The sequence below is a fragment of the Inquilinus sp. Marseille-Q2685 genome (genome assembly GCF_916619195.1).
Classification (GTDB): domain Bacteria; phylum Pseudomonadota; class Alphaproteobacteria; order DSM-16000; family Inquilinaceae; genus Inquilinus.
The window spans coordinates 113,426-139,568 of sequence record NZ_CAKAKL010000003.1; the positions used below are offsets into that span (position 1 = coordinate 113,426).

Below are 26,143 nucleotides of genomic sequence, written 5' to 3' on the forward strand. Positions count from 1 at the left end.
TTAGTCGTATTCCTCGTCCGGCACAAGGAACGCACCCCTATGGACCGGAGACCGGCATGACCACCCTGACCACCACCCCGCTCGCGCCGCTGCTGGACCGCCTCTTCGCGGAGGACGATGCGGCGTCGCCGGCGGCGAGCCCCGCGATGGCCGACCTCTCCGCCGAGGAGCGGGAGCGCCTGATGCGGAGCAGGACCGGCTATCTCGACTTGTACGGGCGCCTGAAGGACTTCCCTCTCGCCGTCTCGCGGGAGACCGGCGCGCTGCTCTACATGCTGGCGCGGGGCTGCGGCGCGCGGATGATCGTCGAGTTCGGGACCTCGTTCGGCATCTCGACCCTGCATCTCGCCGCGGCCCTGCGGGACAATGGCGGCGGCCGCCTGATCACCACCGAGTTCGAGCCGTCCAAGGCGGCGCGGGCCCGGGCCAACCTGACGGCCGGCGAGCTCCTCGACCTGGTGGAGATCCGGGAGGGGGACGCCCTGCAGACCTTGCGCACCGACCTCCCAGACACGATCGACCTGCTGCTGCTCGACGGCGCCAAGGCGCTCTATCCCGAGATCCTGGACCTGGTCGAGGGCCGCCTCAGGCCGGGGGCCTTCGTCGTCGCCGACAATGCCGACGACAGCCCCGACTACCTGGCGCGTGTCCGCTCGCCCGCCGGCGGCTACCTGTCCACGCCCTTCGCCGAGGATGTCGAGCTGTCGATGCGGCTCGGCTGAAGCCGGCCGGTTGCCGGATCGGGGCGGGTGGCGATACCCTCGCGCCGCGGCGGCTCGGCGACGATCGCCACCCGGCGCGATCTTCGACCCCTGAGGGCGAGGGGAAGCATGGCCTACGCGATCAAGGCCGCGATCCGCGATCCGCGGGCGGAGACATTCGCCTTCGCCGCGCAGAAGACCATGTATCGCGGCAGGCACGTCGCCGCGGGCGACACGATCTTCCTGTTCGCCAGCGAGACCGAGGGCGGGCAGGGCCTGGTCGCGCGCGGCGTCGTCACCGCTGCCGAGGCGGTCGCCGGGGTCCCCGGCGTTGCCCGGCAGACGCCGCGGGTGACCGTCTCCATCCGACGCACCGCGCTGGCCGGGCGGCCGCTGGGGCGACGCGAGCTGAGGCCTCTCACCGACTGGTATGACGGCCGGCCGGGGACCGAGCTCAACTTCAAGCTGTACCGCCAGGCCACGAACAAGATCATCGGCCTCTCGGACGGGGCGGCGGCGTTTCTCGACACCTTCTTCTAGTCTTTTTTTGCCGCCGCGGCCGGCGCCGCCCTTCATCGGCGCTCAGAACACCAGCGAGCGGTGCAGGGCGGTTCCGGCCATGACGCCGTCGCTGATCGCCCAGGTCGCGTTGTGGGCGCCGCGGGTGATGTCGCCGGCGGCGAAGACGCCCGGCACCGTGGTCGCCTTCTGCGGATCGGTGCGGATGATCGGGCCGGTGGGGGCGTCCTCCAGCTCGCAGCCCAGCTGCTGCGCGATGCCGCTGTTCAGCCGTGTGCGCGGGGCGAGATACAGCGCATCCGCCGCCGCCGTCCTGCCGTCGCCGAGCTCCACCGCGGACAGGCCGGCGCCGTCGCCGTGCAGGGCCCGCACCGGCGCCGGCTCGACGGCGACGCCGCGCCGCCGCAGCTCGGCCGCCGACTCCTCGTCGGGCTCGGGGCCGCCGTCGAGATAGAGCGTCGTCGGCCCCCATTCGGCGATCAGCATGGCCTGGTGCGCCGACATCGGCGAGGTGCTGAGCACCCCGAGCGGCCGGCCGCCGAACTCGAAGCCGTGGCAATAGGGGCAGTGCAGCACCGAGACGCCCCAGCGCTCGGCCAGCCCGGGAATGGCGGGCAACTCGTCCGACAGGCCGAAGGCCAGCACCAGCCGGGCGCCTTCCAGCACCTCGCCCGTCTCCAGCCGGACCGAGAAGCCGTCCGCCTCCCGCGCCGCCTCGACGGCCTTTCCCTCGATCACGGCGGCGGTGGGATAGGCCGCGACCTGCGACCGCGCGGTGGCGATCATCGCGCGCGGGTCGCTGCCGTCCTGGGTGAAGACCCCGTGCGAATGCGCGGCGAAGCGGTTGCGGGGCGCCCCGGCGTCGATGACGCGGACCGAGCGCCTGGCCCGGGCGATATACAGCGCCGCGGTAAGGCCGGCGAAGCTGCCGCCGATGACGATGGCGTCATGTCGCATGAACAGTCTCCAGGTCGTGGGATCCGCCGCGGGCGACGAGGCGGGCGTGGAAATCGGCGCTCAGCATCGCCAGCGTCACGTCGCCGAGGCGCGAGAGCAGCAGCGTCTCGGCCTCGTCGAAGGCCTGTCCGAGGGCCGCATTGACCGCCTGCTCGACCAGGCAGCCGGGCGACTCCGTGCGGTTGCCGAGGGCCAGCAGGGACGGGCGGCCGAGCGCATCGTAGACGTCGCGCAGCGTCACCCGCGACAGGTCGCAGGCCAGGCTCCAGCCGCCGCCATGCCCCTTGTCCGACCGGACATAGCCCTGGTCCCGCAGCCCGGCCATGATCCGCCGGATCACCACCGGGTTGGTGGTCATGGCCTTGGCCAAGACCTCGGAGGTCACGGGGCGATCCAGCTCCGCCATGTGCAGCAGGACATGGAGCACGCCCGACAATCGGCTGTCGCGTTTCATGTAACTATACATGTTGCATGATGCGGTGGAGTCAAGGGGCCGGTGCCACGGATCCTGCCCGGGGGCGGGTCGGCAAGCGGGCGATGTGGGTCCTGTCCAGCCTCACCGGAGAGCCGGCGCCACGGCGGTCCGGGGTGAACAAGATGTACACTAGCTTTAGTTTCGCATCGTGTTCATGCTATGTTCCATGGACGCGACGCAGACCGACCAGGACCTGGACCGGGCGGCCGCTCCCGAAGGGGAGCGGGCGGCGGATCTGCGCGTGCTCGACCGGCTGGTCGAGATGGGCATGGAGATCGCCGAAGCCACCCGCACCGAAGCGGTGGAGGCGCCGCAGCCCGGCGTCGACTACTGCCAGAGATTCGCTGTCGCCGCCCGCGCCGTGCGCCTGACCCTGCTGCTGAAGGACAAGCTGTCGCGGCAGGCGGAGGAGAAGCGCAAGGCGGCGGCGCAGCGTGAGGCGGCGCAGGAGGACTGGCACGGGCTGCGGGTGCAGCTGGCGATGATGGCGGCGGCCTATGAGGTGTCCGAGGACGGCGAGGAGGCCGACCGCCGTGAAGCCGAGATGCATGAGCGGCTGGAGCGGCCGGAGGTGGTGGAGCTGATCGAGGCCAGCCGGCCGGAGGTGGCGGTGGCGGCGTTGTGCCGGCGCTGGGGCTACCCGGTGCGGGTGGAGCAGTGGCTGGAGATGGCCGACGAGGCGATGGAGGAGCTCGGCTTCCTGCCGCCGCAGGACGGCGAGGACGCCCCGCCTGCGGATCCGCCCGAGCCCCGCCCGGTCGGCGCCGGCCGCCGCAAGCCGAAACCGCCGGACACGGGATGAGTGTGCGGTTCGTCGCGCGAGATGCCTTTGATGTCAGAGAACCGAGTGTTTTGCCTCTCCCGCCTGGCGGGAGAGGTCGGAGGCGCTTGCGCCTCCGGGTGAGGGGGCTTTGTCGAGGCCGGGACCCGCCCTCACCCAGTCTCGCTGCGCGAGCCCGCAGAGACCGTCTGGAAATGCGCTGGTGTGAGTCGGCTGGTGGTGGTTTCGAGAACTGGAGCGCAGAAACCGCCATCAGACGGCCGCGCCAGCGCATTTACAGGCGGTCTCTCAAGCTGCCGCGATGCGCCGGCCCTTCAGCTCGAAGCCGCCGCCGTCCAGCCGGTGCAGGGCCGGGGCCGCGGCCAGCAGCTCGCGGGTGTAGTCGTGCTGCGGGTGGTCGAACACCGTGTCGCGCGGCCCGGCCTCGACGATCTTCCCCGCCTGCATCACCGCCACCCGGTCCGCCACCTGCTCGACTGCGCCCAGATCGTGCGACACGAACAGGCAGGCGAAGCCGTAGCGGTCCTGCAGCGCCCGGAACAGCTCCAGGATCTGCTTCTGCACCGTCATGTCCAGCGCCGAGACCGGCTCGTCGGCGATGACGAAGGCCGGGCGGCGGATGATCGCCCGGGCGATCGCCCCGCGCTGGCGCTGGCCGCCCGACAGCTGGTGCGGATAGCGCCGGGCGTGGTCCGGCGACAGCCCGCAATCGGCCAGGGTCTCGGCCAGCCGGTCCGCCTTCTGCGCAGCGTTCATCTCCGGCGCCAGCCGCAGCGGCTCGGACACGATGGCGCCGATCTTCATCCGCGGGTCGAGCGAGGAGTAGGGGTCCTGGAAGATCATCTGGCAGTTCAGCCGATGGTCCCGCGCCGCCGCATCGTGCCGGTCCGCATGGACGTCCCGGCCGCGGAACAGGATGCGGCCGGCCGTCGGCTTCAGCAGGCCGACGATGGCGCGACCCCGCGTGGTCTTGCCGCTGCCGCTGCCGCCGACCAGCGCCACCGTCTCGCCGGGATGGATCGCCAGGCTGACCCCGTCCACCGCCCGCTTCGGCGGGGTGCGCGAGAACAGGCGTTGCCGGCCGGCATGGTCGATGGTGACCTCCTCGACCGCGATCAGCGGCGCGCTCTGGTCCACCGGCGGCCGCGCGGGTCCGCGCTTCGGCAGGGCGTCCAGCAGCTTGCGGGTGTAGTCGTCGCGCGGGCTCAGCAGCACCTGTTCCGTCGGCCCGCCGTCGACGGCGCGGCCGCGCTGCAGCACCACCACGTGGCGGGCGTAGCGGGCCACCATCGCCAGGTCGTGGCTGATCATCAGCACCGCGGTGCCGTTCTCTCGCGTCAGCTCGACCATCAGGTCCAGCACCTCGCGCGCCACCAGCGTGTCCAGCGCCGTGGTCGGCTCGTCGGCGATCAAGAGGGCCGGCTTGGTCAGCATCACCGAGGCCAGCATGATCCGCTGCCGCATGCCGCCGGAGAACTCGTGCGGATAGGCCGACAGGCACCGCTCCGGGTCGGCGATGCGGATCCGCTCCAGCATCGCCAGGCTGCGGCGCCGGATCTCGGCGTCGGGGAGGCGCAGATGCAGCTTCAGCGCCTCGGCCATCTGCCGGCCGATGGTCATCGCCGGGTTCAGCGACACCATCGGCTCCTGGAACACCATGCCGATGCGGGCGCCGCGGATCTTCCGCAGGGCCTTGGGCGTCAGCGCCGCAAGATCCTGGCCGTCGAAGCGGACCGACCCGCCGATCCGCTGCATCGGCGACGGCAGCAGATCCAGCACGGCGCGCGCCGCCATGGTCTTGCCGCTGCCGGATTCGCCGACCAGCGCCAGCATCTCGCCGGCCGGGAGGGCGAAGCTGAGGTCGTCGACCACCACCGGGCCGCCATCGCCGGCGCGGATGCTCAGGTGCTCGACCGAGAGGAGGGGGCTCATCGCTGCATCCTGGGGTCGAGGCGGTCGCGGATCGCGTCGCCGAACAGGTTGATGCCGAGCAGGGTGAGGGAGATGCACAGGCCGGGGAAGATGCCGAGCCAGGGCGAGGTGCCGATATAGGGCCGGCTGGCGGCCAGCATGTTGCCCCAGGTCGCGGCCGGCGGCGGCACGCCGAGGCCGAGGAAGCTCAGCGCGCTCTCCGACAGCAGCACCCAGCCGAACATGCTGGTGGCCAGCACGGTCAGCGGCGCGATGCAGTTCGGCAGCACGTGCCGGGCCATGGTGAACAGCTCGGAATTGCCCATCACCTGCGACGCCTCGACGAATTCGCGGCCGCGGATCGACAGCACCGTGCCGCGCACCACGCGGACGACCGAGGGCATGTAGGCGAGGCCCAGGGCCAGGATGATGCCGTACTTGTTCGCGCCCAGCACCGCCATGATGCCCAGCGCCAGGAGGATGCCGGGGAAGGCCAGCAGGGCGTCGTTGAACATCATGATGACGCGGTCGACCCAGCCGCGCAGATACCCCGTCAGCACGCCGATCAGGGTGCCGCCCGTCACCGCGGTGGCGACCGTCAGGAGGCTGATCCAGCTGCTGGTGGCGGCGCCGCTCATCGCCCGGCTCAGCACGTCGCGGCCGAACTCGTCGGTGCCCAGCCAATGCGCGGCCGAGGGCGGCTTGAAGCGCGACAGGATGTCGATCTTCAGCGGGTCGTAGGGCGTCCACACCGCGCTGACCAGGGCGGTCGCGACCAGCACGCCGATGATCAGCCCGCCGATCACCGCATTGGCGCGGATCCGCCGCCGCGGCCCGGCGACGGAGGAGGGGGAATGGGCCTGCACGCTCATGCCGTCACCCGCGGGTCGAACAGGGGATAGAGGAGGTCGACGAACAGGTTGACCACGACATAGATGCCGGCGACGAACAGCAGGCAGCCCTGCACCACCGGATAGTCGCGGGCGTAGATCGAATCGACCAGCAGCCGGCCGAGGCCGGGGATGGTGAACACGGTCTCGACCACGGCGATGCCGCCCAGCAGGTTGCCCAGCATCAGCCCGATCAGCGTCCAGGTCGGGGCGAAGGCGGTGCGGAAGGCGTGCCGCCACAGCACCGCGCCCTCCGACAGGCCCTTGGCCCGGGCGTGGGTGATGTACTCCAGCCGCATCACCTCGATCGTGCTGGCCCGGGCCATGCGGATGATCACCCCGGTCTCGACCAGCACCAGCGTCGCCACCGGCATGATCATGTAGACCAGGGCCGCCCCGGCATTCTCGGCGAAGGGGACATAGCCGATCACCGGCAGCCAGCCGAGCTTGAGGCCGAACAGCAGCAGCAGGATCAGGCCCAGCCAGAAGCTCGGGATCGACAGCAGCAGCGTGGCGCCGGAGATCACGGCGAGGTCCAGCGGGCTGTCCTGGCGCCAGGCGGCGACCATGCCGGCCGGCACCGCGACCAGGCTGGCCAGGGCCACCGCCACCAGCACGATGCTGGCGCTGACCGAGAACCGGTCCAGGATCAGCGGCAGCACCGCCTGGCCGGTGCTGATCGACGTGCCGAAATCGCCCGACAGGACATGGCCGAGCCAGTACAGGAACTGCACCGGGATCGGCTGGTCGAGGCCGAGCGACCGGCGCAGGTCGGCGACGGCGGACGGGTCCGCCATGTCGCCCAGCATCAGCGTCACCGGATCGCCCGGGATCAGGCGGATCAGGGCGAAGACGGTGACGGCGACGATCAGCAGCGTCGGCACCGCCATGCCCAGGCGTTGCAGCAGGAAGCGAAGCATCGCGGCCTCCCCCGGCAGGGCCGGTTCAGTTCTTGATCGCCACGTTCCACAGCCGCGGCTTCGACGCCGCCCAGGGCTTGTAGCCCTCGAGCCGGTCGGAGACGGCGGCGATCTCGGCCCCGTTATAGGTCACGATCAGCGGCACGTCCGCGATCTGCATCTGGTGCAGCTTGTCGAAGATCGCCTGGCGCTGCTTCGGATCGCTGGTCACCATCGCGTCCTGGATCAGCTTCAGCGCCTCCGGGTTCTCCCAGACCTTGCGCGGCTGCGTGTCCTTGGGGCCCGAGACCATCTCGTAGCTCAGCGCCGGGTCCATGCGGGCGGAGTAGCTGAACGACATGGTCTGGTACTGGCCGCTGGTGTAGCGGTCCAGCTGGGCGCCCCAGTCCAGCACCTCCAGCTCGATGTTGATGCCGGCCTGCTGCGCCAGGGCCTGGGCCAGGATCGCGGTGTCGTAGACGCTCTGGTACTTGCGGTTGACCAGCATCTTGATCGGCTGGCCGGTGTAGCCGGCCTCGGCGAGGAGCTTCTTCGCCTCCTCGACATTCGGCGTGTAGCCCTGCTCCTCCACCGCGGTGTGGTACGGGCTGGCGCTCGGGATGACGGAAGGGTTGGGCGGCGACGTGCCCTGGGTCACCGCCTGGGCGATCTGCGTGTTGTCGATCGCCAGCGCCAGAGCCTTGCGGATGCGCACGTCCTTCAGCAGCGGATCGCGCGTCTGGATCAGGATCGCGCTCATCGACAGGGTCTGCGCCAGCTCCGTGCGCACGCCCTTCTGGCCGTCGATCTCCTGCTTGTCGGCGATGCTGACGTCGGGCACCAGGTCGATGTCGCCGGACAGCAGCGCCGTCTTCGCCGCCGCCGGGTCGGCGATGATGTTGAAGCGCACGGTTTCGGCCAGCGCCTGCTTGCCGCCGGTATAGCCGTCGCGCTCGCCGCCGCGCGAGGCATAATCGGCGAAGCGCTTCAGCAGCACGTACTGTGCGGGTTCCCACTTCTCCAGCTTGTACGGGCCGGTGCCGATCGGGGCGATCCACTTGCCGTCGGGGCCTACCGAATCCGGATGGATCACGGCGCCCTCGGCGCAGTCGGTCCGGGCCATGGTGGTCAGGAACAGGGCGCTCGGCGCGTTCAGCCTGAACACCACGGTCTTCGGGTCCGGCGCCTCGACCGCCTCGATCTTCATCCGGCCGCGGCCGTCGAACTCCGGCAGGCAGCGCCACTCGGTCTTGGGGTCGAGCCAGCGCTTCCAGCTCCACACCACCTCGGCCGAGGTCATCGGCGCGCCGTTGTGGAACTTCACCCCGTCGCGCAGCGTGAAGGTGTAGGTCTTGCCATCGTCGGAGACGGCGACGCTGTCGGCCAGCATCGGCCCGACGGTGGCGTCCTCGCGATAGGCGACCAGGCCTTCGACGACGTGCAGGATCACCGCATCGGTGTTGTCGTCGCGCTTGGTGCCGGGGTCGGTCGAGCGCAGGTCGCCGTTCAGCGCCACGCGGATGGTGTCGGACGGCGGCGCCGCCCAGGCCGGGACGGTCGAGGCGAGCGCCGCCGTGAGCACAAGGAACGAGAGTCGGGTCATCAGGGCCTCCCTGTGTTGAGGCGATACGGGCAGCCGGACCGCGTTAGGCCGCGTTCTTCGTCCGGCGGGACAGGTCGAGCGAGTAGGTGGTGAAGGTCCGGTTCAGGGCGGGCAGCGGCGCCACCTCCATGATCCCTTCGGCCGGGCGCATGATCACCATGGCGACGGTGGCCGACAGGTTGTTCCGCATCGACGGCCGCGGTGGCCGGCACACGGCATAGGGCGCGCCGAAATCGTCGAAGAAGGCGGCCTTCATGTCCTCGGCGGTCAGCTGGCCGCGCTTGGCCTGGAGATGCTGCTGCACCCGCCAGTCGCGGTAGTAGCTCTCGGGCGAGCTCGGGATCCCGGCCTCCTTCAGCTTCGACAGAGCCACCGGGCTGCGCCAGTGGTTGGCGTGCACCAGGAGGCCGTCCTCCGGATACAGCGGGAAGGTCTCGTCCGGCGCGCATTCGAAGTCGATGGCGAAGCCGCCGGCATTGCTCAGGATCATGTTGTTCGAGGCCGATTTCGCCGTCGTCGCCACGATCCGCATCGACAGGGCGAAATGCTCCTGCTCCAGCGCCTTGCGCCGGATCAGCGGCAGCGGCACGCCGACCCCCAGCTTGTAGTCGCGGTCGGATTCCAGATAATTGGCCGTGATGGCGGTGCCGACCGCGTTCAGCCCGTTGCGGGCCAGGCCGCCGGCCTCGGTGAAGGTCAGCACGTCCGGCCCGTCCTCGCGCCGCACCCGCAGCACGATCGCGGTCTCGGCGCATTCCGCCCGCCAGTCCCAGTTCTGGCCGTGGATCAGCTGGCCGTCGGCGCTGGCCGACCCCATGATCACGGCGCCGGTGCAGCCGTCCGGATCGTCCTCGACCAGGCCCTTCCGCCGGTGCGCCAGCTGCATCACCTCGGTGCGGCAGTTGATCAGCGCCACCGCCTCGAACTCCAGCTCCGCGCCTTCGGCGATGCCGCGCATCTCCTCGATCAGCTCGGGCGCGAAGTCGTCCATCTTCGGCAGGAAGTCGGCGACGAAGCCGCGGATCTGCGCCCAGTCGTAGCCGAGATCGCGCAGCTGCCGGGCATAGACCTCGACGCTCTTGCGGGTGCGGTCGGCCGCGGCGGCGCCGTATTGCCGGCCGCGCTCGCGCGGCGTGCCGTGGATGTCGACGAAGGGGAAGGGCGTCATGATCGGGGACCCGTTGTCATCGGATGGTCACACCGTAATGCGCTTTATGGATATGAAAAACACATTTCTGCGGCATGCTGTGAAGTCGAAAGATTTTTACACGCTCGCCGCACGCCCTTTTCCCGCGTCGCGCGATCGCTATCATGAGAGGGCAGGGACAGCGTGGAGCACAGCGTGTCAGCGGCGGAAGCGGCGGAGCGGGCGAGCCCGCTGCAATTGGAACTGGCCCGGCAGATCGTCGAGCGGATGCGCGACGAGGCCTGGGGGCCCGGCATGCGGGTGTCGGAGCAGGCTCTGGCCCGCACGCTCGGCGTGTCGCGCTCGCCGATCCGCGGCGCGCTCGACCTGCTGGTGGCGCAGGGCGTGCTGGAGGCGGCGTCCGGCCGCGGCTTCGTGGTGCTGCGCCGGCCCGAGGGCGACGAGATCGCCCGGCTGATCCCGCGCTCGGAGGGCGAGGCGGTCTATGCCGCGATCATGACCGACCGGGCGAATGGCCGCCTGCCGCAGGAGGTGTCGGAGGCGGAGCTGATCCCGCGCTACGGCGCGTCGCGCGGCGTGATCCGCAAGGTGCTGATGCGCTTCGCCGCCGAAGGGCTGGTGCAGCGCCAGCGCGGCCATGGCTGGCGCTTCGTCGACAGCCTGGAGACCGACGAGGCGGTGAACGAGAGCTACCAGTTCCGCATGGTGGTGGAATGCGCGGCGCTGCGGCAGCCCGGCTTCCGCGTCGACCGCGACCGGCTGCAGCAGCTGCGCCGGGCGCATGAGGACATCCTGGCCCGGGCCGCGGGGGGCGTGGGCACCGACGAATGGTTCCGGGTCAACACCGCCTTCCACGAGATGCTGGCGGCCTCGTCCGGCAACCGCTTCTTCCTGCAAGCAGTGCGGCAGCAGAACGCCCTGCGCCGGATGCAGGAATACGCCGATTTCGTGCAGCTGCCGCAGGGCCGGGTCGAGCAGTCCTGCCGCGAGCACCTGGCGATCCTCGACGCGCTGGAGGCCGGCGAGGTCGAATGGGCGGCGGCGCTGCTGCACCGCCATCTGGCGCTGGCCGCCGGCACCTACGCCGGCGAGGCCGCGGCGGAGGGCAGGCCGCGCGCCGAGCTCAGCGCATGACGGCGTCGGCGTCCTACCACATCCGCCCGGGCCGCCCGGAGGAGGTCGAGACCGTCCGCGCCATCGAGGTCGCGGCAGCGTCGCAGTTCCGCGGCATCGGCCTCCCGCAGATCGCGGCGCTCGACCCGGCGGAGCGGCAGGAGGTGCTGCTGCGGGCGCAGAAAGGGCGGCTCTTGGTCATGGCCGACGCCGCCGACCGGCCGGTCGGCTTCGCCCTCTTCAGCGAGATCGACGGCACGCTGCATATCGAGGAGCTGGACGTCCATCCGGACCATGCCCGCCGCGGCCTGGGGGCGGCCCTGATCGAGCGGCTCGACGCCGTCGCCCGCGACCGCGGGCTGCCGGAGCTGACCCTGTCGACCTTCCTCGACGTGCCCTGGAACGCGCCCTATTACGCCCGGCTCGGCTTCCTGCCGATGCCCGACGAGGCGCTTGGCCCCGGCCTCGCCGCGATCCGCGACATGATCGCCGCCAAGGGCATCGACATCATCCCGCGCCTGTTCATGCGGCGGCCGGTGAGGGGCTGACCTCAGAAGGCCGTCAGCCCGGCGACGTCGCGGCCGAAGGCGGATTGCGGCTGCGAGGGCGGGAAGTCCTTCGCCCGCTCGCGCCGGGCGACGCAGCCGGAGACCTCGGCCGCGATCGCGGTCCAGGCGGCGCCCCCCTTCAGCGAGGCGAGGAAGCACTGGTCGTAATAGGTGTAGCGGTCGCCGCTGCCGCAGCCGAAGGACGGCCGGTCGGCCCGGGCGGCCGTCAGCACGATGCGGTTCGGCGTCGTCAGCGCCGGCGTGTCGCTGTAGATCCCGGAATAGCAGCCGGAGGTGACCAGGACGGTCGGACGGCCGGCGCAGGCGCCGTCCAGGGCGCGGGCCAGGTAGGCCGGCGGGATCACCGCATTCTCGGCGGCGGCGAACAGCCCGCGGCCCTCGATGCCGTGCGAGGTGAGATAGGCGAAGCAGCCCGTCCCGGCGGTGCCGGCCAGACCGGCCATGGCGCGGGCGAAATTCGCCTTGGTCGCGACCGCGTCCGGCTGCCGGGCATCGGCCTTGAGCACGACGATATCGGCCGGCGCCATGCCGAAGGATTGAAGGCTGCGCCGCAGCGCGTCGACGCCGTTGTCGAACACCGGCTCGGCGTCGTCGGCGGCGACCAGCAGCGCCTTCCAGCGCAGCGGCGTCTCCGCCGCGGCGACGGAGGGGGAGGGAACGGCCTGGCCGGCGCAACCCGACAGCAGCGCCGCGAGGACGGCGATGCGAAGCGACGGCGCCGATTTCATTCGTTCCCTCGTCCGGACTACCAGGCGCCGGTGTTCGGCATCGACAGCCAGGGCTCGGCCGGCGGCTTCGCCTCGCCCTTCTGCAGGATCTCGATCGAGATGTTGTCGGGCGAGCGAACGAAGGCCATGCGGCCGTCACGCGGCGGCCGGTTGATGGTCACGCCCGCCTTCTGCAGCCGGTCGCAGAAGTCGTAGATGTCGTCGACCTCGTAGGCCAGGTGGCCGAAATTGCGGCCGCCGGTATAGACCTCGGGGTCCCAGTTGTAGGTCAGCTCGATCGGCGCGTCCTCCTGCCCGGGCGGGGCCAGGAAGACCAGCGTGTAGCGGCCCTTCTCGTTCTCGCTGCGGCGGGTCTCCTTCAGGCCCAGCAGGTCGCGGTAGAAGTGCAGCGACTGCTCCAGGTCGGTGACGCGGACCATGGTGTGCAGGTATTTCATCTCCATCCTCCGAAAGGGCGCGGCCGTCGCGATGACGGCGTGTGTCGGATCGACGATCGGCTAGGGGATTCGGGACCGGGCTACCATCGTCGCCCGGGGGCGCTCTGGCAAGCCTGTCCGGCCAGGGTCGACGGCATCGCCGCGCCGTGCTGTGCTTCGCTTCGAGTCGGCCGGCCGGCCGGCGGCGATGCGTGGACGGAGACGATGAGCGCGGTTGAAACCCTGCTGCTGGACCGGTTCGAGCGGCATGTCGAGGAGCTGAAGCAGTACTGCTCGATCCCGAGCGTCAGCACCGATCCCGCCTATGCGCCGGAGGTGCAGCGGGCGGCCCGCTTCGTCGCCGACCGCATGGCGCGGGCCGGGCTGGAGCGGGTCGAGATGCTGCCGACCGACGGCCATCCGGCAGTGACGGCGGAATGGTGCCATGCGCCGGGCGCCCCGACCGTTCTGGTCTACGGCCATTACGACGTGCAGCCGCCCGACCCGGTCGGGCTCTGGACCTCGCCGCCCTTCGACCCCGAGATCCGCGACGGCCGCCTCTATGCCCGCGGCGCCTCGGACGACAAGGGGCCGTCGCTGATCCCGATCCTGGTGGCCGAGGCCTTCCTGGAGCGCGAGGGCCGGCTGCCGGTGAACCTGAAGTTCCTCTACGAGGGCGAGGAGGAATGCGGCAGCGCCCATCTCGAGGCGCTGGTCGAGGCGCAGGCCGAACGGCTGGCCGCCAATGTGGTGCTGTCGGCCGACGGAGCGATGTGGCGGCCCGACCTGCCGACCGTCACCGTCGCCAGCCGCGGCATGCTGGCGCTGGAGCTGGAACTGCACGGCGCCGGCAAGGACCTGCATTCCGGCCGGCACGGCGGCAGCGCCCCCAACCCGCTGCCGGCCCTGGCCCGGCTGCTGTCGACGCTGCACGACGAGGCCGGGGAAGTCGCGGTCGAGGGCTTCTATGACGGCATCACCCCGCCGGACCCGAAGCTGATCGACGCCATCCGCGCCTCCGGCTTCGATCCCCAGGGCTATTTCGAGGCGATCGGGGCGCCGGTGCCCCAGCCGCTGCCCTCGGCCGAGGATCTGCTGGTCCGGCAGTGGCTGAAGCCGACGCTGGAGCTGAACGGCGTTACCGGCGGCTATGGCGGGCCCGGCACCAAGACGGTGATCCCGGCCGGGGCCGGCGCCAAGATCTCCTGCCGCCTGGTCGCCGGCCAGGACCCGGAGCGGGTGTTCGCCGCGATCGAGGCGCATCTGCGGCGGCACGCCCCGGCCGGCTATCGCCTGGAGATCCGCCGCCACGGCCCGGGCTCGCCGGCCTTCTCCCTGCCGGCGGACCAGCCGGTGCTGGCGCTGACCGAGGCGGTGCTGGGCGAGCTGTTCGGCCAGCCGCCGCTGCGGGTGGCGATGGGCGCGACCATCCCGATCGGCGCCGTGTTCCGGCGTATCCTGGGGATCGAGACGGTGTTCTTCAGCTTCTCGACCGCGGATGAGGACTACCACTCGCCGAACGAGTTCTTCCGGCTGGAGCGGTTCCGCGACGGCATGGTCGGCTGGGCCCGGCTGCTGCCGCGCCTGGCCGGGCACAGCCCGGGCTGACGGCCGGCGGCGCCGGCCCGGCATGTGGGCGGAGAAAATTTCGTAACGCCACATATCAAAGGTTGTGATCGGCCCCTTCGTTCATAAATGATAGGCACCGTGTCGGCCCGGCCGATGCATCCCCGACCATCTCTGCTTCCGGAGGCCGAGGCGCATCCATGCCGCACGACACCCCCCTGATCGCCACCATCGTCGCCGGCCTCGGCCTCGCCTTCGTGTTCGGCGCCATCGCCAACCGGCTGAAGGCGCCGCCGCTGGTCGGCTATCTGCTGGCCGGCATCCTGGTCGGGCCGCACACGCCGGGTTTCGTCGCCGACCAGGCCCTGGCGCCGGAGCTGGCGGAGATCGGCGTCATCCTGCTGATGTTCGGCGTCGGGCTGCACTTCTCGCTGAAGGACCTGCTGTCGGTGCGGGCGATCGCGGTGCCCGGCGCCGTGGTCCAGATCGGCTTCGCCACGGCGCTCGGCCTCGGCCTCGCCCTCATGCTCGGCTGGACCGTCGCCGGCGGCCTGGTCTTCGGCCTCGCCCTGTCGGTCGCCTCGACCGTCGTGCTGCTTCGGGCGCTGCAGGAACGACGGCTGGTGGAGACCGAGCGCGGCCGCATCGCCGTCGGCTGGCTGATCGTCGAGGACCTGGCGATGGTGCTGGCGCTGGTCCTGCTGCCGGCCCTGGCCGGGCTGGTCAATGGCGGCATGGATGTCGGTTCCGACCCCCTCGCCGTCTCCCTCGGCCTCGACCTCGGCGTCGGCGGCATCCTGGTGCTGACCCTGGTGAAGGTCGCCGCCTTCGTCGCCCTCATGCTGGTCGTCGGCCGCCGGGTGATCCCCTGGGTGCTGCATTACGTCGCCCACACCGGATCGCGGGAGCTGTTCCGCCTGGCGGTGCTGGCGATCGCGCTGGGCGTCGCCTTCGGCTCCGCCAAGCTGTTCGGCGTGTCGCTGGCGCTCGGCGCCTTCTTCGCCGGCATGGTGCTGAGCGAATCCGAGCTGAGCCACGCCGCGGCGCAGGAGACGCTGCCGCTGCGCGACGCCTTCGCGGTGCTGTTCTTCGTCTCGGTCGGCATGCTGTTCGATCCGACCAGCCTGTGGCGTGATCCGCTGCCGATGCTGGCCGTGGTGTTCATCATCGTCATCGGCAAGTCGGTCGCCGCCTTCGTCATCGTCCGCCTGTTCGGCCATCCGGTGACGACGGCGCTCCTGATCTCCGCCAGCCTGGCGCAGATCGGCGAGTTCTCCTTCATCCTCGCCGAGCTCGGCGTGAAGCTCGGCCTGCTGCCGGAGGCAGGGCGAGACCTGATCCTGGGCGGCGCGATCCTGTCGATCCTGCTCAACCCCGTCGTGTTCACTGCCTTCGGCAAGCTGCGGCCGCTGCTCGAGCGTGCGGCGCCGGCCCCGGCCGCCCCGTCCGAAGAGGTGCCGCCGGCCGAGGTCGCGGCAGCGCCCGACGCGCCGCCCCCGGCCGAGGCAGCGACGCTGGCCGAGCCGGCGGTGCCGACCGCGCTCGCGGATCACGTCGTCCTGGTCGGCTATGGCCGCGTCGGCAGCCTGATCGGCGCGGCGTTGCAGGCGGCCGGCCGGCCCTTCCTGGTGATCGAGGATGCCGACCAGCCGGTCGCGCGGCTGCGCGAGGCCGGGATCGAGACCATCATCGGCAACGCCGCCGTGCCGGAGGTGCTGGCGCTGGCCAACCTGCCGGGCGCCCGGCAGTTGGCCGTCGCCGTCCCGAATGCCTTCGAGGCCGGCCAGATCGTCGCCCAGGCCCGGGCCGCCAATCCCGGCATGGCCATCATCGCCCGGGCGCATTCCGACGCCGAGGTCGAGCACCTGCGCACGCTCGGCGCCGATGCCGTGATCATGGGCGAGCGCGAGATCGCCCGCGGCATGGCGGAAGCCCTGACGACAGGCGAGGCGAGGTCACCCGAAATCACGCAGACGGCGTGATCCTCTCGACCCGGCTGCAAATCTGTTGCATGACCGGGCGGGTTCAGACATATTACATTTTGTATACCAGTTGGAATCCTGCCGATCATGACTGGTCGTGGGCGGACCCGCCGACGAAGAAGAGAGTGTCGGCCCGCACCGTCGCCGATCGCGCATCCGGGCGACGCGGCATGTCGGCCCGGCTTCGATGCCCAAGCGGCGCTCAGCGCCGGATTTCCTCCATGACTCGATTGGCGCTCAGCGCCCTACGCCTTTGCAGGCCCTGCCCGACGGCTCGGGATCAGGCAGGGCCGGTTCTCCGGAGGCCCCGGAGGACCGGCCCGATGCCGCAGCCGCCGCCGAGGTAGGGCACGGGAGGCCAAAGAACCGCCGGCAATCAACGACCGGCCGAACGAGTGCAACGAGACACTGGGAGAGCCATCGCCATGAGTGCGATTTCCAACGCGAGCGCGGGGACGGGAAGGGCTCCGACGAATCGCTGGATTCAGCTGATCGCCGGCATCGTCTGCATGGTCGCCGCCGCGAACATCCAGTACGCCTGGACCCTGTTCGTGCCGGAGATCCAGGAGACCTATGGCTGGAGCCGCGCCGCGATCCAGACCGCCTTCACCATCTTCGTCATCGTCCAGACCTGGCTGACCCCGATCGAAGGCTACTTCATCGACAAGTATGGCCCCCGGGCCCTGGTGCTGGTCGGCGGCGTGATGACCGGCCTGTCCTGGATCGTGAACTCCTACGCCACCTCGTTGACCGGCTTCTATGTCGGCGCCGCGATCGGCGGCATCGGCGTCGGCTGCGTCTACGCCACCTGCGTCAACGCCGCGCTGAAATGGTTCCCGGACCGTCGCGGCCTGGCGGTCGGCCTGACCGCTGGCGGCTACGGCGCCGGCTCGGCCTTGACCATCATCCCGATCGCCAACGTCATCGCCGGCTCGGGGTACCAGGCGGCCTTCTTCTGGTTCGGCCTGATCCAGGGCGCCATCATCTTCGGTGCCGCCTGGTTCCTGCGGGCGCCGGCCAAGGAGGAGGTGACGCATTCGACCAAGGTCGCCCAGGTGCGGCGTGACTACACGCTGGGCGAGGCGCTGCAGACCCCGGTGTTCTACGTCATGCTCGGCATGTTCATCTGCACCGTCACCGGCGGTCTGATGGCGGTCGCGCAGCTCGGCGTCATCGCCCAGGACCTGGGCGTCAAGGACATGCCGGTGAACCTGTTCTTCTTCACCATGGCGGCGCTGCCCTTCGCCCTGATGCTGGACCGCATCATGAACGGCATCTCCCGGCCGTTCTTCGGCTGGGTGTCCGACCATATCGGGCGCGAGAAGACGATGTTCATCGCCTTCGCCATGGAAGGGCTCGGCATCGTCGCGCTCGGCACCTTCGGCCACAACCCGTGGGCGTTCCTGATCCTCTCGGGCGTGGTGTTCCTGGCGTGGGGCGAGGTCTACTCGCTGTTCAGCGCCACCGCGGGCGACACCTTCGGCACCAAGCATCTCGGCAAGATCTACGGCGTGCTGTACTGCGCCAAGGGCGTCGCCGCCCTCCTGGTGCCGTTCGGCAACCTGCTGATGGAGGCGACCGGCACCTGGTCGACGGTGCTGTACACCGTCGCGGCGATGGATCTGATCGCGGCCTTCTCGGCGGTGCTGATCCTGCGGCCGATGCTGCAGCGGCACCATGCGCGCAACGCCTCGGCCCTGGCGACGGCCGAGCCGCAGCGGGCCACCAGCCATAGCGGCCGGCTGGCCCGCGCGAACTAGGCTCTCATCGGGCCGGCGCTTCGCCGGCCCTGCAGGACCTGACCCGGCCGCACATGTCCGTCCCAAAGGCGGCCGGGGATTTTCGGAGCGACCGCCCCGCGGGATGGAAGAGCCGGGCCGGGAGGGCAGCCTCCCGCCCGGTTTTCCGTTTTCGTCAGCCCTCGAAGACGAGCTGGATGCGGTCGCTGGCGAAGCTGGACAGGCCGAATTCGACCACCGTGCCTTCGGCGTCGACATTGATCGCCTCGGTCGCCATCACCGGCCGGGTCCGCGTGATCTCGAGCAGCCGCTGCTCCCGCGCATCCGGCAGCCGGGCAGAGACCCGGGTGCGCCGGCGGGTATAGTCGGCGACGCCGAGGCGGGCGAAGCTGGCGGTCACCGAGCCGGTCTCGCGGAAGATCTCGACGATCCCCGGGAAGCGCGCGGCGGGGAAGTAGTGGCTGGCCAAGCTCAGCGGCAGCCCGTCGGCATGCGATCGGGTGTCCAGCCGGATCACCGGCGTCCCGGCCGGCACCTCCAGCTCCCGCGCGATCTGGGCGGAGGCCGCCTCGGTCGCCGCCTCCAGCAGCTCCAGCCGGGCGGCACGGTTCTCCCGCTTCATGTTCTCGTGGAAGCGGGTGCGCCGGCCGATCAGATAGGCGATGGCTCCGAGATGGACGAAGGTGCCGCGCCCCTGGGTGACGTCGACCAGCCCTTGCTCCTCCAGCTCCGCCATCGCCCGCCGCACCGTGTGGCGGTTAACGCCAAACCGCTCCGACAGCTCCGCCTCCGTCGGCAGCCGGGCTCCGGCGGGGGGCACGCCGGCGCGGATCTCCCGTTCCAGCGTCTCGCTGATCTGGCGCCACAGCGCGACGCCGGCACCGCGGCTGAGCGAGGGATGCGCAGTCATGCCATTCCCGTCACGCAAATTTCATCCTTCCCGACTTGCGATCGTCGTCGAATCCCGTCCATGATCTAACCATACGGATGACTAGATGAATAGGCAATAGGTCTATCAGCCTATGATCAACAAAAATGAACAGCGCCGGGACTGGATGGCCGTGCTGGCCAAGGCCGATCCGGCGACGCTGCAGCGCCTGTGGTCCGATCTCGGGGACGAGGCCGGCTTCACCACGCTGCGGCCGGCCGAGACCGGCATGGTGATGGTGCGCGGCCGCGCCGGCGGCGACGGCATGGCCTTCGCGCTCGGCGAGATGACGGTGACGCGCTGCACGGTGCGGTTGGACGGCAGCGAGGTGCTGGGCTCCGCCTATGTCGCCGGCCGCGGCCGCCGCCATGCCGAGATCGCGGCGCGGGCCGACGCCCTGCTGCAGACCGACCGGCGCGAGGCCGTCGAGACCGCGCTGATCGCGCCGCTGCGCGCAGCGCAGGCCGAAGCCCGGGCAGCGGCCCGGCGCAAGGCGGCGGCGACCCGCGTCGACTTCTTCACCATGGTGCGGGGGGAGAATCCGCGATGACCGCCATCCTGGACGCCGCGGCGCTGCTGCCCGGCTTCGCCGACCCGGTTCTCGGCAGCCAGTCGGTGTTCCGCGCCGTGCTCGACGCCATGTCCCGGCCGGGACGGCCGGTCGCCTGCCCGGAACCGCTCACCGCGCCGGCCCCGCTCGGCCGCGCCATGGCGGCGGCGGCGCTGACTTTGGTCGATTTCGACACGCCGGTCTGGCTCGATCCCGCCCTGTCGACTCCGGCGGTGCAAAGCTTCCTGCGCTTCCACACCGGTGCGCCGCTGGCCGCCGACCCGGCCGGGGCCGCCTTCCTGCTCGTCGCCGACGCCGCGTCCCTGCCGCGCCTCGGCGGCCTGGCTCTGGGCGAGGACCGCTACCCCGACCGCTCGGCGACGCTGGTGGTCGAGGTGCCGGCGCTGGACGGGCCGGAGGCGGGCCGCTTCAAAGGCCCCGGCATCGCCACGGCCGAGCCCGCCCGCATCGCCGGCCTGCCGGCCTGGTTCCGCGAGGACTGGGCGGCCAACGGCGCCGCCTATCCGCTGGGCGTCGACCTTCTGCTGACCTGCGGCGACCGGATGCTGGGCCTGCCGCGCACCACCCGCTGGGAGGGCTGATCCGATGTATGTCGCCGTCAAAGGGGGCGAGCGCGCGATCGAGAACGCCCAGAGGCTGCTGGCAGAGACCCGCCGCGGCGACCCGGCGGTGCCCGAGATCGCCCCGGACCAGATCCGCGAGCAGCTGGGCCTGGCCGTCGACCGGGTGATGGCCGAGGGCTCGCTCTACGACCGCGACCTCGCCGCGTTGGCGATCAAGCAGGCGCAGGGTGACCTGGTCGAGGCCATCTTCCTGCTGCGTGCCTATCGCACCACCTTGCCGCGCTTCGCGGTGTCGGAGCCGATCGACACCGCGACGATGACAGTGCGGCGCCGCATCTCCGCCACCTACAAGGACATCCCGGGCGGACAGATCCTGGGTCCGACCTACGACTACACCCATCGCCTGATCGACTTCGCCCTGGCGGCGGAGGGGCGGCCGCCGGCGGCCGCGGAGGGCGAGGCCGGGCCGGACGGGCCGGTGCCGCGCGTGGTCGACATCCTCAACCGCGAGGGGCTGATCGAGCGCGAGGCCGAGGCGCCGGAGGGGCACGAGCCGGTCGACCTGACCCGCGACCCGCTGACCCTGCCGGCCGATCGCGACCAGCGGCTGCAGAACCTTGCGCGCGGCGACGAGGGCTTCCTGCTGGCCCTCGGCTATTCGGTGCAGCGCGGCTATGGCGGCAACCACCCCTTCGCCGGCGAGATCCGGCTGGGCGAGGTGGCGGTCGAGATCGTGCCGGAGGAGCTGGGCTTCCCGATCGAGATCGGCGAGGTCACCGTCACCGAATGCCAGATGGTGAACCAGTTCGCCGGATCGAAGACGGCGCCGCCGCAATTCACCCGCGGCTATGGCCTGGCCTTCGGCCATTGCGAGCGCAAGGCCATGGCGATGTCGCTGGTCGACCGGGCGCTCAGGGCCCGCGACCTGGGCGAGGCCGCGCGGTACCCGGCCCAGGACGAGGAGTTCGTGCTGGCGCACAGCGACAATGTCGAGGCCTCGGGCTTCGTGCAGCATCTCAAGCTGCCGCATTACGTCGACTTCCAGGCCGAGCTGGAGCTGATCCGCCGGCTGCGGGCGGAGCATGAGCGCCGCGCCCGCGAAGGGGACGAGGCGGCGACCCGGAAGGAGGCGGCGGAATGAGCGCCCAGACTGTTACGACGGGCGTCGGCCGCGACCCCGGCTACAACTTCGCCTATCTCGACGAGCAGACCAAGCGGATGATCCGCCGGGCGCTGCTGAAGGCGGTGGCGATCCCCGGCTATCAGGTGCCGTTCGGCGGCCGCGAGATGCCAGTGCCCTATGGCTGGGGCACCGGCGGCATCCAGGTGACCGCCAGCATCATCGGCCCGGACGACGTGCTGAAGGTGATCGACCAGGGCGCCGACGACACCACCAACGCCGTCAACATCCGCCGCTTCTTCGCCCGCGTCGCCGGGGTGGCGACCACCGAGGCGACCTCCGAAGCCACGGTGATCCAGACCCGCCACCGCATCCCGGAGCAGCCGCTGTCCGAAGACCAGATCCTGGTCTACCAGGTGCCGCAGCCGGAGCCGCTGCGGCGGCTGGAGCCGCGCGAGACCGAGGCCCGGATGATGCACGGCTATGCCGATTACGGGCTGATGCATGTCCGTCTGTACGAGGACATCGCCCGCTACGGCCACATCGCCACCACCTACGACTATCCGGTGATGGTGCATGGCCGATATCTGATGGCGCCTTCGCCGATCCCGAAATTCGACAATCCGAAGATGCACATGAATCCGGCGCTGCAGCTGTTCGGGGCGGGGCGCGAGAAGCGGATCTACGCCATTCCGCCCTACACCCAGGTGGTCAGCTTGGATTTCGAGGACCACCCCTTCACCATCCAGCATTGGGACCAGCCCTGCGCCCTGTGCGGGGCCGAGGACAGCTATCTCGACGAGGTCGTGCTCGACGACGCCGGCGGCCACATGTTCGTCTGCTCCGACAGCCATCACTGCCGCACCCGGCGCGAGGCTGGCCATCACGGCGCCCTGAGCGGCGAGGCCCTGGCCGCCTATGACCGTGCGGTCGATCAGGCGCACGACCCCAAGGGAGCCGAAGCATGAGCGGCGACATCCTGCTGCGGGTCGAGGGCCTGACCAAGCTGTACGGCGACACCGTCACCGGCTGCCGCGACGTGTCCTTCGAGATGTCGCCCGGCGAGGTGCTGGGCATCGTCGGCGAGAGCGGCTCGGGCAAGACCACGCTGCTCAACTGCATCTCCGGCCGGCTGCCGCCCAGTTCCGGAACGGTCGCCTTCGATACCCGCGTGCGCGGCCTGACCCACATCTACGCGCTGTCGGAGCCGGAGCGGCGCATGCTGGCCCGCACCGACTGGGGTTTCGTGCACCAGAACCCGCGCGACGGGCTGCGCATGGACGTCAGCGCCGGCGCCAATGTCGGCGAGCGGCTGATGGCGGTCGGCGCCCGGCACTACGGCCGCATCCGCGGCCAGGCGCAGGACTGGATGGCGAAGGTCGAGCTCGACCTCGGCCGCATCGACGACCGGCCGGCGACCTATTCCGGCGGCATGCAGCAGCGGCTGCAGATCGCCCGCAACCTGGTCACCAACCCGCGCCTGGTGTTCATGGACGAGCCGACCGGCGGCCTCGACGTCTCGGTCCAGGCCCGGCTGCTCGATCTGCTGCGCGGGCTGGTGCGCCGGCTCGGCATCGCCGTGGTGCTGGTCACCCACGACCTCGCCGTCGCCCGCCTGCTGGCCGACCGCCTCATGGTGATGCGGCACGGAAAGGTGGTGGAGACCGGCCTGACCGACCAGGTGCTGGACGACCCGCAGCACCCCTATACCCAGCTTCTCGTCTCCTCCGTCCTGCAGGTCTGAGCCATGCCGAACGCGACTCCGATGATCGAGGTCTCCGGCCTGTCCAAGACCTTCGTGCTGCACAATCAGGGCGGAGTGCGGCTGCCGGTGTTCGCCGGCGTCGACTTCGCCGTGGCCGCGGGCGAATGTGTCGTGCTGGGCGGCGCGTCCGGCGCGGGCAAGAGCACCTTCATGCGCACCCTCTACGGCAACTACCTGGCCTCGGCCGGGCGGGTGCTGATCCGGCACGAGGGCGCGCCCGTCGACATCACCGCCGCGACGCCGCGCCGGATCCTCGAAGTCCGGCGCCGGACGCTCGGCTATGTCAGCCAGTTCCTGCGGGTGATCCCGCGCGTGCCGACGCTGGAGATCGTCAAGGAGCCGATGCTGGCCTCCGGTGTCGCCGAGGCGCAGGCCGACCGCCGCGCCCGCACGCTCCTGGCCCGGCTGAACCTGCCGGAAAGCCTGTGGTCGCTGCCGCCCGCCACCTTCTCGGGCGGCGAGCAGCAGCGGGTCAATCTCGCGCACGGCTTCGCGATGGAGTATCCCATCCTCCTCCTCGACGAGCCGACGGCCTCGCTCGACGCCGACAACCGGCGCGTGGTCATCGAGCTGATCGAGGAGGCCAAGGCACGCGGCGCCGCCATCGTCGGGATCTTCCACGACACGGCGGTGCGCGACCGGGTGGCGACCCGGATCTTCGACGTCACGCTCTACAAGGCGGCCGCATGAGCACGGAACTGATCTTCTCCAATGCCCGGATCGTCACCCCCGAGGCCGTCGTCACCGGAACGCTGCGGGTCGAGGACGGCCGCATCACCGGGGTGGAGCAGGGGGCGTCCCGCGCCGGCGACGACGCCGACGGCGACTACCTGATCCCGGGCCTGATCGACCTGCACACCGATCACCTGGAGCGGCACATTGCGCCGCGGCCCGGCGTGATGTGGAACAGCGTCTCGGCGGCGCTGGCGCATGACGCCCAGGTCGCCACCGCGGGCATCACCACGGTGTTCGACAGCCTGTCGCTGATGAGCGAGCACAAGGGCGTGCCGCGCGGCACCCTGCTGCGGCCGATGGTCGACGGGCTGGAGGCGGCGCGGCGCCAGGACATGCTGCGGGCCGACCACTTCCTGCATCTGCGCTGCGAGGTCGCCGACCCGCATGTGCTGGACTACCTGTCGGTTCTGGTCGAGGACCCGGCGGTGCGGCTGCTCTCGATCATGGATCACACGCCGGGCCAGCGGCAGTACGCCCAGGTCGAGAAGTGGCGCCAGGCCAATCGCCATCGCTACAGCGAGGCGGAGCTGGACGTGCTGATGAAGGAGCGCCAGGCGGCGCAGGAGGCGCATGCCCACCGGCACCGCCTCGCCATCGCCGAGCTCGCCGCCCGCCGCGGCGTGGCGCTGGCCAGCCATGACGACGAGACTCCGGCCCATGTCGACGAGGCGGTGTCGCTCGGCGTCTCGATCTCTGAGTTCCCGACCACCGCGAGCGCGGCGGAGGCGGCGCGCAGCCATGGCCTGTCGATCCTGATGGGCGCCCCGAACGTGGTCCGCGGCGGCTCGCACAGCGGCAATGTCGGGGCGGCGGATCTGTCGGCGGCCGGGCTGCTCGACATCCTCGCCTCGGACTATGTGCCGATCAGCATGCTGCATGCCGTCTGCCTGCTGGCCGAGGCGCCGGTCGGGCTCGGCCTGCCGGGGGCGGTGGCGCTGGTCAGCGCCAATCCGGCCAAGGCTGCGGGGCTGGACGACCGCGGCCGTATCGCGCCCGGGCTGCGGGCCGACCTGGTCCGCTTCCGCCTGATCGATGGCGTGCCGCACATCCGCGGCGTCTGGCGCGCCGGCCAGCGGGTCGCCTGAGCTGGTCTTCTTGAGTCCCCCCTCCCTCTGCGGGAGGGAGGGACTCGGTACTTTCGCCGGACGTCGATAGCCCCATGAACGCCTGAGACGACATGACCCGACGCTATGCCATCTACTACGCCCCGCCCACGGGTTCGGCTCTGGCGGAGGTCGGCGCCGATCTGCTCGGCCGCGATCCGGAAACGGGAGAAGCCCGGCCGCAGCCGCGGCTCGACGGCATCGACCCCGACCGGTTCCACGCGATCACCGAGGACCCTCGCCATTACGGCTTCCACGCCACGCTGAAGGCGCCGTTCGCGCTTGCCGAGGGCGTGACCGGCGAGGCGCTGCACGCGGCGGCCGAAGCCTTCGCCGCCGGCCGTGCCCCCGCGGCGGGGCCGGCGCTGGCGCTCGCCTCGATCGGCGGCTTCCTGGCCCTGGTGCCCTCGGCGGCGGCGCCCGAGGTCCATGCCCTGGCCGATGCCTGCGTCGAGACGTTCGACCGGTTCCGCGCCCCGCTCACGGCCGCGGAGCTGGAACGGCGGCGCCGGTCGCCGCTGACGCCGGCGCAGGACCGGCATCTCGAACGCTGGGGTTATCCCTATGTGTTCGACGAGTTCCGCTTCCACATGACCCTGACCGCCCGCCTGACCGACAAGGCCGAGCACGAGCGGGTCCACGCCGCGTTGGTGGAGCGGACCGCGCCCGTCTGCGTCGATCCGCTGCGGATCGACGCCATCGCGGTGTATGAGCAGGACGACCGGCAGTCCCCGTTCCGCATCACCGGCCGCTACAAGCTGACGGGGGCGCCGGCATGACCGCCGTGGTGACGGCGGTCGGCCTCAGCCCCACCCACGACTTCAGCAAGCCGGTGCTGGACGCGATCCGCCTGCTCACCGGGCTCGGCGTCGAGGGCGACGCCCATATGGGGAAGACGGTGAAGCACCGGTCGCGGGTGAGGGTCGACCCGACCCAGCCGAATCTGCGCCAGGTGCATCTGATCCAGGGCGAGCTGCATGACGAGCTGGCGGCGGCCGGCTTCACCGTGCGGCCCGGCGACCTGGGCGAGAACGTCACCACCCGGGGCATCGACCTGCTGGGCCTGCCGACCGGCGCCAGGCTGCGCCTCGGCGCCGAGGCGGTGGTCGAAATCACCGGCCTGCGCAACCCCTGCAGCCAGATCGATGGTTTCCAGCAGGGGCTGCTGAAGCTGGTCGTCGGCCGCGACGAGGCCGGCAACCTAGTGCGCAAGGCCGGGGTGATGGGCATCGTCCTGGCCGGCGGCGTGGTCCGCCCCGGCGACCCGATCGCGATCGAGCTGCCGCCGGAGCCGCACCGCCCGCTGGAACGGGTGTAGCCCGCGCTCCGCGACCACCGCCGCAGATTGGTCTTCGGCAGCTC

Annotated in this window: 27 protein-coding genes; 17 read left to right on the forward strand and 10 right to left on the reverse strand. The window is 70.9% G+C overall.

The window, feature by feature from the left end; all coding sequences use genetic code 11:
- Positions 1–56 precede the first annotated feature (56 nt).
- Positions 57–722, forward strand: coding sequence for an O-methyltransferase (locus LG391_RS18285; RefSeq protein WP_225769469.1), 666 nt, complete (start codon positions 57–59; stop codon positions 720–722).
- Between the two features lie 108 nt (positions 723–830).
- Positions 831–1,241 (forward strand): hypothetical protein, encoded by a 411-nt coding sequence (locus LG391_RS18290; protein WP_225769470.1) that lies wholly within the window; start codon positions 831–833, stop codon positions 1,239–1,241.
- Positions 1,242–1,283: 42 nt separating this feature from the next.
- Here LG391_RS18290 and LG391_RS18295 read toward each other — a convergent pair whose 3' ends face one another.
- A complete protein-coding gene (locus LG391_RS18295; RefSeq protein ID WP_225769471.1) occupies positions 1,284–2,177 on the reverse strand; it encodes an NAD(P)/FAD-dependent oxidoreductase in 894 nt (297 codons plus the stop codon).
- Positions 2,167–2,631: an Rrf2 family transcriptional regulator gene (locus LG391_RS18300; protein WP_225769472.1), complete on the reverse strand. Its 465-nt coding sequence runs from the start codon at positions 2,629–2,631 to the stop codon at positions 2,167–2,169. The genes LG391_RS18295 and LG391_RS18300 overlap by 11 nt, the downstream gene beginning before the upstream one ends.
- 187 nt (positions 2,632–2,818) lie before the next feature.
- On the opposite strand from LG391_RS18300, the gene LG391_RS18305 reads away from it, so the two are divergent.
- Positions 2,819–3,454 carry a hypothetical protein gene (locus tag LG391_RS18305; RefSeq protein ID WP_225769473.1) on the forward strand — a complete coding sequence of 212 codons (636 nt, stop codon included), beginning with the start codon at positions 2,819–2,821 and terminating at the stop codon, positions 3,452–3,454.
- A 267-nt stretch (positions 3,455–3,721) separates the two neighbouring features.
- On the opposite strand, the gene LG391_RS18310 is transcribed toward LG391_RS18305, so the two are convergent.
- From LG391_RS18310 to LG391_RS18330, 5 genes are read right to left on the reverse strand one after another with little or no spacing between them, the layout of a single operon-like run.
- Positions 3,722–5,365 (reverse strand): ABC transporter ATP-binding protein, encoded by a 1,644-nt coding sequence (locus LG391_RS18310; protein ID WP_225769474.1) that lies wholly within the window; start codon positions 5,363–5,365, stop codon positions 3,722–3,724.
- Entirely contained in the window at positions 5,362–6,216 is an 855-nt protein-coding gene (locus LG391_RS18315) for an ABC transporter permease (protein WP_225769475.1), read from the reverse strand. Before LG391_RS18315 ends, LG391_RS18310 begins: the two co-directional genes overlap by 4 nt.
- Positions 6,213–7,154 carry an ABC transporter permease gene (locus LG391_RS18320; RefSeq protein WP_225769476.1) on the reverse strand — a complete coding sequence of 314 codons (942 nt, stop codon included), beginning with the start codon at positions 7,152–7,154 and terminating at the stop codon, positions 6,213–6,215. The genes LG391_RS18315 and LG391_RS18320 overlap by 4 nt, the downstream gene beginning before the upstream one ends.
- A gap of 25 nt (positions 7,155–7,179) precedes the next feature.
- Positions 7,180–8,736 (reverse strand): ABC transporter substrate-binding protein, encoded by a 1,557-nt coding sequence (locus tag LG391_RS18325; protein WP_225769477.1) that lies wholly within the window; start codon positions 8,734–8,736, stop codon positions 7,180–7,182.
- Positions 8,737–8,779: 43 nt separating this feature from the next.
- On the reverse strand, positions 8,780–9,904 hold the full coding sequence (locus LG391_RS18330; RefSeq protein ID WP_225769478.1) for a C45 family peptidase: 1,125 nt from the start codon (positions 9,902–9,904) through the stop codon (positions 8,780–8,782).
- 174 nt (positions 9,905–10,078) lie between these two features.
- Here LG391_RS18330 and LG391_RS18335 point away from each other — a divergent pair, with 174 nt between their 5' ends.
- Together LG391_RS18335 and LG391_RS18340 are read left to right on the forward strand one after the other, a co-directional pair.
- Positions 10,079–11,017, forward strand: a complete 939-nt coding sequence (locus LG391_RS18335) for a GntR family transcriptional regulator (RefSeq protein WP_225769479.1) — start codon at positions 10,079–10,081, stop codon at positions 11,015–11,017.
- Positions 11,014–11,544: a GNAT family N-acetyltransferase gene (locus tag LG391_RS18340; protein WP_225769480.1), complete on the forward strand. Its 531-nt coding sequence runs from the start codon at positions 11,014–11,016 to the stop codon at positions 11,542–11,544. Before LG391_RS18335 ends, LG391_RS18340 begins: the two co-directional genes overlap by 4 nt.
- Before the next feature lie 2 nt (positions 11,545–11,546).
- On the opposite strand, the gene LG391_RS18345 is transcribed toward LG391_RS18340, so the two are convergent.
- Together LG391_RS18345 and LG391_RS18350 are read right to left on the reverse strand one after the other, a co-directional pair.
- A complete protein-coding gene (locus tag LG391_RS18345) occupies positions 11,547–12,293 on the reverse strand; it encodes a C13 family peptidase (RefSeq protein WP_225769481.1) in 747 nt (248 codons plus the stop codon).
- Positions 12,294–12,310: 17 nt separating this feature from the next.
- A complete protein-coding gene (locus tag LG391_RS18350) occupies positions 12,311–12,730 on the reverse strand; it encodes a VOC family protein (protein WP_225769482.1) in 420 nt (139 codons plus the stop codon).
- 204 nt (positions 12,731–12,934) lie between these two features.
- Here LG391_RS18350 and LG391_RS18355 point away from each other — a divergent pair, with 204 nt between their 5' ends.
- The 3 genes from LG391_RS18355 to oxlT all read left to right on the forward strand — a co-directional run bounded on the left by LG391_RS18355 (position 12,935) and on the right by oxlT (position 18,017).
- Positions 12,935–14,317, forward strand: coding sequence for a dipeptidase (locus LG391_RS18355; RefSeq protein WP_225769483.1), 1,383 nt, complete (start codon positions 12,935–12,937; stop codon positions 14,315–14,317).
- Between the two features lie 158 nt (positions 14,318–14,475).
- Complete coding sequence (locus LG391_RS18360; RefSeq protein ID WP_225769484.1) at positions 14,476–16,257, forward strand: cation:proton antiporter; 1,782 nt, start codon at positions 14,476–14,478, stop codon at positions 16,255–16,257.
- 425 nt (positions 16,258–16,682) lie between these two features.
- A complete protein-coding gene (gene oxlT / locus LG391_RS18365) occupies positions 16,683–18,017 on the forward strand; it encodes an oxalate/formate MFS antiporter (RefSeq protein WP_225769485.1) in 1,335 nt (444 codons plus the stop codon).
- A gap of 154 nt (positions 18,018–18,171) precedes the next feature.
- Here oxlT and phnF read toward each other — a convergent pair whose 3' ends face one another.
- On the reverse strand, positions 18,172–18,906 hold the full coding sequence (gene phnF, locus LG391_RS18370) for a phosphonate metabolism transcriptional regulator PhnF (RefSeq protein ID WP_225769486.1): 735 nt from the start codon (positions 18,904–18,906) through the stop codon (positions 18,172–18,174).
- A 112-nt stretch (positions 18,907–19,018) separates the two neighbouring features.
- On the opposite strand from phnF, the gene phnG reads away from it, so the two are divergent.
- The 9 genes from phnG (at position 19,019) to LG391_RS18415 (ending at position 26,099) form a co-directional block, all read left to right on the forward strand.
- Positions 19,019–19,474: a phosphonate C-P lyase system protein PhnG gene (gene phnG, locus LG391_RS18375; RefSeq protein WP_225769487.1), complete on the forward strand. Its 456-nt coding sequence runs from the start codon at positions 19,019–19,021 to the stop codon at positions 19,472–19,474.
- A complete protein-coding gene (gene phnH, locus LG391_RS18380) occupies positions 19,471–20,076 on the forward strand; it encodes a phosphonate C-P lyase system protein PhnH (protein WP_225769488.1) in 606 nt (201 codons plus the stop codon). Before phnG ends, phnH begins: the two co-directional genes overlap by 4 nt.
- Positions 20,077–20,080: 4 nt before the next feature.
- Positions 20,081–21,199: a carbon-phosphorus lyase complex subunit PhnI gene (locus LG391_RS18385; protein ID WP_225769489.1), complete on the forward strand. Its 1,119-nt coding sequence runs from the start codon at positions 20,081–20,083 to the stop codon at positions 21,197–21,199.
- Entirely contained in the window at positions 21,196–22,146 is a 951-nt protein-coding gene (locus LG391_RS18390) for an alpha-D-ribose 1-methylphosphonate 5-phosphate C-P-lyase PhnJ (RefSeq protein ID WP_225769490.1), read from the forward strand. Before LG391_RS18385 ends, LG391_RS18390 begins: the two co-directional genes overlap by 4 nt.
- A complete protein-coding gene (phnK, locus tag LG391_RS18395) occupies positions 22,143–22,922 on the forward strand; it encodes a phosphonate C-P lyase system protein PhnK (RefSeq protein ID WP_225769491.1) in 780 nt (259 codons plus the stop codon). The genes LG391_RS18390 and phnK overlap by 4 nt, the downstream gene beginning before the upstream one ends.
- Positions 22,923–22,925: 3 nt before the next feature.
- Positions 22,926–23,633: a phosphonate C-P lyase system protein PhnL gene (gene phnL, locus LG391_RS18400; RefSeq protein WP_225769492.1), complete on the forward strand. Its 708-nt coding sequence runs from the start codon at positions 22,926–22,928 to the stop codon at positions 23,631–23,633.
- Positions 23,630–24,763 carry an alpha-D-ribose 1-methylphosphonate 5-triphosphate diphosphatase gene (locus LG391_RS18405; RefSeq protein ID WP_225769493.1) on the forward strand — a complete coding sequence of 378 codons (1,134 nt, stop codon included), beginning with the start codon at positions 23,630–23,632 and terminating at the stop codon, positions 24,761–24,763. The genes phnL and LG391_RS18405 overlap by 4 nt, the downstream gene beginning before the upstream one ends.
- Before the next feature lie 92 nt (positions 24,764–24,855).
- A complete protein-coding gene (locus LG391_RS18410) occupies positions 24,856–25,560 on the forward strand; it encodes a DUF1045 domain-containing protein (protein WP_225769494.1) in 705 nt (234 codons plus the stop codon).
- Entirely contained in the window at positions 25,557–26,099 is a 543-nt protein-coding gene (locus LG391_RS18415) for an MOSC domain-containing protein (RefSeq protein ID WP_225769495.1), read from the forward strand. Before LG391_RS18410 ends, LG391_RS18415 begins: the two co-directional genes overlap by 4 nt.
- Positions 26,100–26,143 lie beyond the last annotated feature (44 nt).

What these genes read in the sequence shown, in the direction of transcription:
- LG391_RS18285 (WP_225769469.1), top strand. Translation starts at nt 57, where the DNA reads ATGACCACCCTGACCACCACCCCGCTCGCGCCGCTGCTGGACCGCCTC.
- LG391_RS18290 (WP_225769470.1), top strand. Translation starts at nt 831, where the DNA reads ATGGCCTACGCGATCAAGGCCGCGATCCGCGATCCGCGGGCGGAGACA.
- LG391_RS18295 (WP_225769471.1), bottom strand. Translation starts at nt 2,177, where the DNA reads ATGCGACATGACGCCATCGTCATCGGCGGCAGCTTCGCCGGCCTTACC.
- LG391_RS18300 (WP_225769472.1), bottom strand. Translation starts at nt 2,631, where the DNA reads ATGAAACGCGACAGCCGATTGTCGGGCGTGCTCCATGTCCTGCTGCAC.
- LG391_RS18305 (WP_225769473.1), top strand. Translation starts at nt 2,819, where the DNA reads ATGGACGCGACGCAGACCGACCAGGACCTGGACCGGGCGGCCGCTCCC.
- LG391_RS18310 (WP_225769474.1), bottom strand. Translation starts at nt 5,365, where the DNA reads ATGAGCCCCCTCCTCTCGGTCGAGCACCTGAGCATCCGCGCCGGCGAT.
- LG391_RS18315 (WP_225769475.1), bottom strand. Translation starts at nt 6,216, where the DNA reads ATGAGCGTGCAGGCCCATTCCCCCTCCTCCGTCGCCGGGCCGCGGCGG.
- LG391_RS18320 (WP_225769476.1), bottom strand. Translation starts at nt 7,154, where the DNA reads ATGCTTCGCTTCCTGCTGCAACGCCTGGGCATGGCGGTGCCGACGCTG.
- LG391_RS18325 (WP_225769477.1), bottom strand. Translation starts at nt 8,736, where the DNA reads ATGACCCGACTCTCGTTCCTTGTGCTCACGGCGGCGCTCGCCTCGACC.
- LG391_RS18330 (WP_225769478.1), bottom strand. Translation starts at nt 9,904, where the DNA reads ATGACGCCCTTCCCCTTCGTCGACATCCACGGCACGCCGCGCGAGCGC.
- LG391_RS18340 (WP_225769480.1), top strand. Translation starts at nt 11,014, where the DNA reads ATGACGGCGTCGGCGTCCTACCACATCCGCCCGGGCCGCCCGGAGGAG.
- LG391_RS18345 (WP_225769481.1), bottom strand. Translation starts at nt 12,293, where the DNA reads ATGAAATCGGCGCCGTCGCTTCGCATCGCCGTCCTCGCGGCGCTGCTG.
- LG391_RS18350 (WP_225769482.1), bottom strand. Translation starts at nt 12,730, where the DNA reads ATGAAATACCTGCACACCATGGTCCGCGTCACCGACCTGGAGCAGTCG.
- LG391_RS18355 (WP_225769483.1), top strand. Translation starts at nt 12,935, where the DNA reads ATGAGCGCGGTTGAAACCCTGCTGCTGGACCGGTTCGAGCGGCATGTC.
- LG391_RS18360 (WP_225769484.1), top strand. Translation starts at nt 14,476, where the DNA reads ATGCCGCACGACACCCCCCTGATCGCCACCATCGTCGCCGGCCTCGGC.
- oxlT (WP_225769485.1), top strand. Translation starts at nt 16,683, where the DNA reads ATGAGTGCGATTTCCAACGCGAGCGCGGGGACGGGAAGGGCTCCGACG.
- phnF (WP_225769486.1), bottom strand. Translation starts at nt 18,906, where the DNA reads ATGACTGCGCATCCCTCGCTCAGCCGCGGTGCCGGCGTCGCGCTGTGG.
- phnG (WP_225769487.1), top strand. Translation starts at nt 19,019, where the DNA reads ATGATCAACAAAAATGAACAGCGCCGGGACTGGATGGCCGTGCTGGCC.
- phnH (WP_225769488.1), top strand. Translation starts at nt 19,471, where the DNA reads ATGACCGCCATCCTGGACGCCGCGGCGCTGCTGCCCGGCTTCGCCGAC.
- LG391_RS18385 (WP_225769489.1), top strand. Translation starts at nt 20,081, where the DNA reads ATGTATGTCGCCGTCAAAGGGGGCGAGCGCGCGATCGAGAACGCCCAG.
- LG391_RS18390 (WP_225769490.1), top strand. Translation starts at nt 21,196, where the DNA reads ATGAGCGCCCAGACTGTTACGACGGGCGTCGGCCGCGACCCCGGCTAC.
- phnK (WP_225769491.1), top strand. Translation starts at nt 22,143, where the DNA reads ATGAGCGGCGACATCCTGCTGCGGGTCGAGGGCCTGACCAAGCTGTAC.
- phnL (WP_225769492.1), top strand. Translation starts at nt 22,926, where the DNA reads ATGCCGAACGCGACTCCGATGATCGAGGTCTCCGGCCTGTCCAAGACC.
- LG391_RS18405 (WP_225769493.1), top strand. Translation starts at nt 23,630, where the DNA reads ATGAGCACGGAACTGATCTTCTCCAATGCCCGGATCGTCACCCCCGAG.
- LG391_RS18410 (WP_225769494.1), top strand. Translation starts at nt 24,856, where the DNA reads ATGACCCGACGCTATGCCATCTACTACGCCCCGCCCACGGGTTCGGCT.
- LG391_RS18415 (WP_225769495.1), top strand. Translation starts at nt 25,557, where the DNA reads ATGACCGCCGTGGTGACGGCGGTCGGCCTCAGCCCCACCCACGACTTC.